Below are 6,887 nucleotides of genomic sequence, written 5' to 3' on the forward strand. Positions count from 1 at the left end.
ATATCGCGAGCGCGCCTCGCGCCGCTCGCCCTCCAACCGCGCCTTGAGCCAGGCGCGATAGTCCTCCAGGTCGCCGTCGAAGGGCTCGACGCGATGGTCGGCCACGCGCCAGAACTCATCGACGGTGGCACGCAGCAGGTGGCGGTCGTGGGAGACCAGAATCACCGTGCCCTCGAAAGCGGCCAGCGCCTCGGTGAGCGCCTCGCGCATCTCCAGGTCAAGGTGGTTGGTGGGCTCGTCGAGCAGCAGCAGGTTGGGCTTGCGCCAGGCCACCAGGGCCAACGCCAGGCGCGCCTTCTCGCCGCCGGAGAAGCGCCCCACCTCGCCGAAGGCGTCGTCGCCCTGGAAACCGAAGCCACCGAGGAAGGTGCGGATCGACTGGTCGCTCGCGGTAGGCGAGAGCCGCTGCACGTGCATGAACGGCGTGGCCGCCATGTCGAGCCCCTCGAGCTGATGCTGGGCGAAGTAACCCACGGCGAGATGCTCGCCCGGGATACGCTTGCCCGCCAACAGCGGCAACTCACCGATCAGCGACTTGATCAGTGTCGACTTGCCGGCCCCGTTGGGCCCCAGCAGACCGATGCGCTGCCCCGGCAGGATGGTCAGCTTGACCTCATCGAGCTGGAGCTTTTCTTCGCCTGCGGCGTCGCGGTAGCCAAGCCGCGCCTGGTCGAGCACCAGCAGCGGATGCGAGGTCTTGTCCGATGAGGGAATGGTGAAGTGGAACGGCGAGTCGGCGTGGGCCACGGCGATGTCGCCCATGCGTTCGAGCATCTTCATGCGGCTCTGGGCCTGGCGCGCCTTGCTCGCCTTGGCCTTGAAGCGCGCCACGAAGCGCTCGATCTCCTCGCGCCGGGCCTGCTGCTTGGCCGCCTCGGCCTGCTGCAGCGCCAGCTTCTCGGCGCGGGTACGCTCGAAGGTGGAGTAGTTGCCGCGGTAGAGCACCAGCCGGCGCCGGTCGAAATGGACGATGTGGTCGCATACCGCGTCGAGAAAGTCGCGGTCGTGGGAGATCAGCAGCAGGGTGCCGGGGTAGCGCACCAGCCACTGCTCGAGCCACAGCAGGGCGTCGAGGTCGAGGTGGTTGGTGGGCTCGTCGAGCAGCAGCAGATCCGACGGCATGAACAGGGTGCGCGCCAGGTTGGCGCGCATGCGCCAGCCGCCGGAGAAGGCCGAGAGCGGGCGGCTCAGATCGGCCTGGCCGAAGCCCAACCCGATCAGCAGCTGAGCGGCCCGCGACGGCGCGCTGTAGCCGTCCAGCGCCTCGATGTGGCCGTGCAGCTCGGCTTCGCGGTTGGCATCGCCCTGGCGACGCGCCTCTTCCAGAGCGGCCTCGGTCCGGCGCAGCTCGTGGTCGCCGTCGAGCACGTAATCGACGATGGGTCGGTCGAGGGCATCGACTTCCTGGGCCATGTGGGCGATGCGCTGGCCGCCGCTCATCTCGATCTCGCCGCGGTCGGGGGCAAGCGTGCCCAGCAACAGCCCGAACAGGCTGGACTTGCCGGCACCGTTGGGGCCGACGATACCGGCCTTGTGGCCGGCGTGCAGGGTCAGTTCGGCTTCCTCGAGCAGGGTCTGGGTGCCGCGTTGCAGGGCAACCTGGCGCAGTGCAATCATGCAGGCTCCAACTGGCGATACAGGGTACGGTCGCGGCCCGGTGCTCACTATCGAGACAGCGGCGGCGACATCCGAAACATGAGCAACGATTCTACCGCAACCATGGCGTCTCTGCGGGCCGGGCTTGCCGCCGACCCGCTGTGGGACTTCGCCCTCTCCTTCTATGCCCGCCCCGGGGTGGAGGCGGCCTGCCTGCTGCTGCAGGATGACGCCGGTGTCGATGTCTGCGAGCTGTTGTGGCGCTGCTGGCTGCATCGTCACGGCTTGGCGCCTGCCGGAGAGCCCGACGAACTGTCAGCGATACGCCGCTGGCAGGACGAGGTGACGGTGCCGCTGCGGACGCTGCGCCGACAGTTGAAGGCCCAGGCCGCCCACGACCCCGGCACCGCCGAGGTGCGCCGCTGCATTCAGCAGGCCGAGCTTGCAGCCGAACGCGAAACGTTGCTGCGACTACAGCATCTGGCCCTGCGCACGACGCCGCCGACGGCCCTGTCCGCCGCCACTCCCAACCTCGAAAATTCCCTTGCAAGTCGCTGGAAATTACAGAAAAAAGAGCAACTTTTGGCGGTTCAAACCCTCGAATGCCAGCTTGACCCTCTGTAGGCGGCACGCTAGCCTGAAAAAAGATGTGTAGCGTTTTGTGGCTACCAATGCCTGTCGATGCCGCTTATTTCACGGGCCAAACCTGCAAGGAGAACATAATAATGAAGGCAACCAAGCTGTTGACCACTGCCAGTATCGGCGCACTGCTGTTCGGCATGTCGGCTGCCGCCCATTCCGCCAACTGGCGCTATGCGCATGAGGAATTCGAAGGTGACGTTCAGGACGTTTTCGCCGTCGCCTTCAAGGAGTACATCGAGGAAAACTCCGATAATACCGTCCAGATTTACCGCTTCGGCGAGCTGGGTGAATCCGACGATATCATGGAGCAGACCCAGGCCGGCATCCTGCAGTTCGTCAACCAGTCGCCCGGCTTCACCGGCGCCCTGATTCCCGAAGCCCAGATCTTCTTCATCCCCTATCTGCTGCCCACCGACGAAGAGACCGTTCTGCAGTTCTTCGACGAGAGCGTGGCGATCAACGAGATGTTCCCGGAGCTCTATGCCGAACAGGGCCTGGAGCTGCTCAAGATGTACCCCGAAGGCGAGATGGTCATCACCGTGGATGAGCCGATCCGCACTCCGGAAGACCTGCGCGGCAAGAACATCCGCACCATGACCAACCCGCTGCTCTCCGAGACCTATCGTGCCTTCGGCGCCACGCCGACCCCACTGCCCTGGGGTGAGGTCTACGGCGGCCTGCAGACCGGCATCATCCAGGGTCAGGAGAACCCGATCTTCTGGATCGAATCCGGCGGTCTCTATGAGGTGTCCCCGCACTTGGTCTTCACCGGTCACGGCTGGTTCACCACCGCGATGATGGCCAACCAGGACTTCTTCGACGGCCTCTCCGAGGAGGAGCAGCAACTGGTGCGTGACGCCGCCGAGGCGGCCTACGCGCACACCATGGAGCACATCTCCGGCCTGGCCGACGAATCGCTGGAGAAGATCCAGGCCGCCTCCGACGAGGTCACCGTGACACGTCTCGACGAGGACGAGATCGAGGCCTTCCGTGAGCGTGCACCGCGGGTCGAGGAACGTTTCATTGAGATGACCGGCGATCGCGGTCGCGAACTCCTCGAGCAGTTCAAGGCAGACCTCGAAGCCGTCACCGGCGACGAGTAAGCCGCGAGCGATTCGACGTGCAAGCATGCGAGGGGGTAGCCGGTCGGCTGCCCCCTCGGCGTTTGGACGGCTACCCGACCGAGACTCAACCCAACCCGACTCTGCGCATCATCCCGCGCAGCGGAGCCTGGAGCCTGCCGCCATGGACATGAGTGAAGAAGACATCGCCGAGAAGAACTACCGTTCCACGCTCCCCGGCCCCCTCGGCGTCGTCGATACCTGGATCAGCCGCGTCGAGGCCATCATCCTGGCCATGGGTGTGATCCTGATGGCGATCAATACCGTTGCCAACGTGATCAGCCGTTTCGCCTTCGGCGAGAGCCTGCACTTCGCCGAAGAGATCAACCGTATCCTGATCATCATGATCACCTTCGCCGGCATCGGCTATGCGGCGCGCCACGGCCGCCATATCCGCATGTCCGCCTTCTACGACGCTCTGCCCACCGGCGGCCGTCGCACCCTGATGATCTTCATCTGCCTGTTCACCGCGCTGGTGATGTTCGTGCTCTGCTACTTCTCCATCGGCTACATCCAGACGCTCTACGGACGCGGCCGGGTGCTGCCCTCGCTAAGCATCCCGGTGTGGACGATCTATCTCTGGGTACCCATCGGCTTCGCCATCACCGGCATCCAGTATCTGCTCACCGCGTTCAAGAACCTCACTTCACGCGACGTCTATCTGTCGACCCATGTGGTCGACGGCTACAAGGATACCGAGACGGAAGTCTGACGCAGGGCGACAAGGAACAATAACCATGACAGCCATCATTCTCTCCATCATGATCGTGCTGCTGCTGCTGGGGTTTCCGATGATGATTCCCCTGGCCACGGCGGCCTTCGTCGGCTTCTACATGACCTTCGGCGGCATGGGTCAGATGGAAACCCTCATCCAGCAGATGATGGGCGGCATCCGGCCCACGGCGCTGATCGCCGTGCCGATGTTCATCCTCGCCGCCGACATCATGACCCGCGGCCAGTCGGCCGGCCGTCTGATCGGCTTGGTCATGAGCTTCGTCGGCCACATCAAGGGCGGCCTGGCCGTCAGTACCGCGGCCTCCTGCACCCTGTTCGGCGCCGTATCGGGCTCCACTCAGGCCACCGTGGTGGCGGTGGGCTCGCCGCTGCGCCCGCGCATGCTCAAGGCTGGCTACAAGGATCCCTTCACCCTGGCGTTGATCATCAACTCCAGCGACATCGCCTTTCTGATACCGCCGAGCATCGGCATGATCATCTACGGCGTCATCTCGGGCACTTCCATCCGCGAGCTGTTCATCGCCGGCATCGGCCCAGGGCTGCTGATCCTTGCCATGTTCTCGGTCTACAGCATTTTTTACGCCATCATCCACAAGGTTCCCACCGAGCCCAAGGCCACCTGGAAAGAGCGTGCCTTGGCACTACGCGACTCATTGTGGCCGCTGGGCTTCCCGGTTCTGATCGTGGGCGGCATCTATGGTGGTGTGTTCAGCCCCACCGAGGCCGCCGCGGCCTGCGTGCTCTATGCCGTGCTGCTCGAATTCGTGATCTTCCGCTCACTGAAGATGTCGGACATGTATTCCATCGCCAAGTCCACCGGGTTGATCACCGCGGTGGTGTTCATTCTGGTGGCGGTGGGCAACGGCTTTTCCTGGATCATCTCCTTCGCCCAGATCCCGCAGACCCTGCTCGAGGCGTTCGGCATCAACGAGGCGGGGCCGGTCGGCGTGCTGATCGCCATCTGCGTGGCCTTCTTCATCGCCTGCATGTTCGTCGACCCCATCGTGGTGATCCTGGTGCTGACGCCGATCTTCGCCCCGGCCATCGCCGCCTCCGGTCTCGACCCGGTCCTGGTGGGCGTGCTGATCACGCTGCAGGTGGCGATAGGCTCGGCGACGCCACCCTTCGGCTGCGACATCTTCACCGCCATTGCGATCTTCAAACGACCCTACTGGGAGGTGATACGCGGCACGCCGCCCTTCGTCTTCATGCTGATCCTGTCGGCTGCGCTGATCATCATGTTCCCGCAGATCGCCCTGTTCCTGCGCGACATGGCCTTCCGCTAGCGGCCCGATGCTGAGGAGACGCTGAGATGTTCAATCGCATACTGATACCGGTGGACGGTTCGAAGGGCGCCCTGAAGGCGCTGAAGAAGGCAGTGGGCCTGCACCTGCTGACCGGCGCCGAGCTCTACGTGCTGTGCGTGTTCAAGCACCACAGCCTGCTGGAGGCCTCGCTCTCCATGGTGCGTCCGGCGAAGCTCGACATCCCCGACGATGCGCTAAAGGCGTACGCCACCGAAATCGCCGTGCAGGCCAAGAGCGAGGCGGTGGGGCTGGGGGCCGACCCCGACAAGCTGCGCGCCTTCGTCAAGGGTGGTCAGCCTTCGCGCACCATCGTGCGCTTCGCGCGCAAGCGTGAGTGCGACCTGATCGTGGTCGGCGCCCAAGGCACCAACGGCGAGAAGAGCCTGCTGCTGGGCAGCGTGGCGCAACGGGTGGCGGGAGCCGCCCACTGCCCCACTCTGGTGGTGTGACCCGCAGGCCGGGTTCGTCATGCACCATGCATGTGCGGAACCGGCCCCGCCCTGATAGAGTCCGAGTACTGTTATCGAGCCGACCGCTCCCAAGGGAGCGCAGTACAAATCGCCCAACGATCAATCGCCCAAGACTATTCGATAGGACTCTGCATGAAGACACTGCTGACTTCCGCCTCCCTGGCTGCCCTGGTGGCCGCGGCGCCTTTCGCCCTGGCTGCGCCGGAGACAGAGGATGAGCGTCTCAGCTACAGCCTCGGCATCGCCTACGGCCAGAGCATCGCCCAGGAGTATCCCGAGCTCGATGTCGACGCCTTCAGCGCTGCCATTCGTGACATCATCGAGGGTAACGACACGGCCATGAGCGCCGATGAGATGGCCGAGACACTAAGCCAGTTCCAGCAGGACGCGCTGGCGGCCCGCCAGGCCGAAGCCGAGCAGCTGGCCGAGCGCAACCTCGCCGAAGGTCAGGCCTTCCTGGCCGAGAATGCCGAGCGTGAGGAGGTCACCACCACCGACTCGGGCCTGCAGTACGAGGTACTGGAGAGCGGCGACGGCGAAAGCCCGGGGCCCAGCCACCATGTGGAAGTGCACTACGAAGGCACTCTGGTCGACGGCACGGTGTTCGACAGCTCCCTGGAGCGCGGCCAGCCGCTGAGCTTCCGCGTCGACCAGGTGATCGAGGGCTGGCAGGAGGCTCTGCAGCTGATGAGCGTGGGCGACACCTGGATGCTGTTCATTCCTCCGGAGCTGGGCTACGGCGCCCAGGGCCAGGGCCCCATCGGCCCCAACGAGACGCTGATCTTCCGCGTCGAGCTGCTCGACGTCATGGAGTGACGCGACGCCATGAGAGCCTCGTCACTACTGGTCGCCGGCCTGCTGCTGGCGACCGGTGCGCAGGCCGCCGAGCGCCTGCAGGAACTGCCCCGGCTCGGCATCGAGCCTGAGGGAGTCAGCGTGATCGGTGTCTCCTCGGGTGGCTACATGGCCACCCAGCTGGCCGTTGCCTGGCCGGAGCGCTTCACCGGCGTGGCCGT

Annotated in this window: 7 protein-coding genes and 1 pseudogene; 7 read left to right on the forward strand and 1 reads right to left on the reverse strand. The window is 64.8% G+C overall.

What is annotated here, in order from left to right; genetic code table 11:
- On the reverse strand, positions 1 to 1,617 hold a 1,617-nt coding region (locus B8115_RS00540; RefSeq protein ID WP_010625774.1), incomplete at its 3' end, for an ABC-F family ATP-binding cassette domain-containing protein.
- A gap of 78 nt (positions 1,618 to 1,695) precedes the next feature.
- Between B8115_RS00540 and B8115_RS00545 the strand changes: the two genes are divergently transcribed.
- The 7 genes and pseudogenes from B8115_RS00545 to B8115_RS00575 form a co-directional block, all read left to right on the forward strand.
- Positions 1,696 to 2,220 carry a TIGR02444 family protein gene (locus tag B8115_RS00545; protein WP_083861741.1) on the forward strand — a complete coding sequence of 175 codons (525 nt, stop codon included), beginning with the start codon at positions 1,696 to 1,698 and terminating at the stop codon, positions 2,218 to 2,220.
- A gap of 101 nt (positions 2,221 to 2,321) precedes the next feature.
- Entirely contained in the window at positions 2,322 to 3,341 is a 1,020-nt protein-coding gene (dctP, locus tag B8115_RS00550; RefSeq protein ID WP_010625776.1) for a TRAP transporter substrate-binding protein DctP, read from the forward strand.
- A 142-nt stretch (positions 3,342 to 3,483) separates the two neighbouring features.
- The gene (locus B8115_RS00555; protein ID WP_010625777.1) at positions 3,484 to 4,071 is read left to right on the forward strand and encodes a TRAP transporter small permease; all 588 of its coding nucleotides are present in this window, start codon (positions 3,484 to 3,486) and stop codon (positions 4,069 to 4,071) included.
- Positions 4,072 to 4,096: 25 nt separating this feature from the next.
- Positions 4,097 to 5,380 carry a TRAP transporter large permease gene (locus tag B8115_RS00560; protein WP_010625778.1) on the forward strand — a complete coding sequence of 428 codons (1,284 nt, stop codon included), beginning with the start codon at positions 4,097 to 4,099 and terminating at the stop codon, positions 5,378 to 5,380.
- Positions 5,381 to 5,406: 26 nt separating this feature from the next.
- Positions 5,407 to 5,850 carry a universal stress protein gene (locus tag B8115_RS00565; RefSeq protein WP_010625779.1) on the forward strand — a complete coding sequence of 148 codons (444 nt, stop codon included), beginning with the start codon at positions 5,407 to 5,409 and terminating at the stop codon, positions 5,848 to 5,850.
- A gap of 153 nt (positions 5,851 to 6,003) precedes the next feature.
- Positions 6,004 to 6,687 carry an FKBP-type peptidyl-prolyl cis-trans isomerase gene (locus tag B8115_RS00570; RefSeq protein ID WP_010625780.1) on the forward strand — a complete coding sequence of 228 codons (684 nt, stop codon included), beginning with the start codon at positions 6,004 to 6,006 and terminating at the stop codon, positions 6,685 to 6,687.
- Positions 6,688 to 6,696: 9 nt separating this feature from the next.
- Positions 6,697 to 6,887 (forward strand): annotated as a pseudogene (locus B8115_RS00575) (poly(3-hydroxybutyrate) depolymerase); the annotation flags it as partial.

Origin of the sequence: Halomonas sp. KM-1 (assembly GCF_000246875.1) — a bacterium.
GTDB lineage: Bacteria > Pseudomonadota > Gammaproteobacteria > Pseudomonadales > Halomonadaceae > Halomonas > Halomonas aerodenitrificans.

What these genes read in the sequence shown, in the direction of transcription:
- B8115_RS00570 (WP_010625780.1), top strand. Translation starts at nt 6,004, where the DNA reads ATGAAGACACTGCTGACTTCCGCCTCCCTGGCTGCCCTGGTGGCCGCG.
- B8115_RS00565 (WP_010625779.1), top strand. Translation starts at nt 5,407, where the DNA reads ATGTTCAATCGCATACTGATACCGGTGGACGGTTCGAAGGGCGCCCTG.
- B8115_RS00545 (WP_083861741.1), top strand. Translation starts at nt 1,696, where the DNA reads ATGAGCAACGATTCTACCGCAACCATGGCGTCTCTGCGGGCCGGGCTT.
- B8115_RS00560 (WP_010625778.1), top strand. Translation starts at nt 4,097, where the DNA reads ATGACAGCCATCATTCTCTCCATCATGATCGTGCTGCTGCTGCTGGGG.
- B8115_RS00555 (WP_010625777.1), top strand. Translation starts at nt 3,484, where the DNA reads ATGGACATGAGTGAAGAAGACATCGCCGAGAAGAACTACCGTTCCACG.
- dctP (WP_010625776.1), top strand. Translation starts at nt 2,322, where the DNA reads ATGAAGGCAACCAAGCTGTTGACCACTGCCAGTATCGGCGCACTGCTG.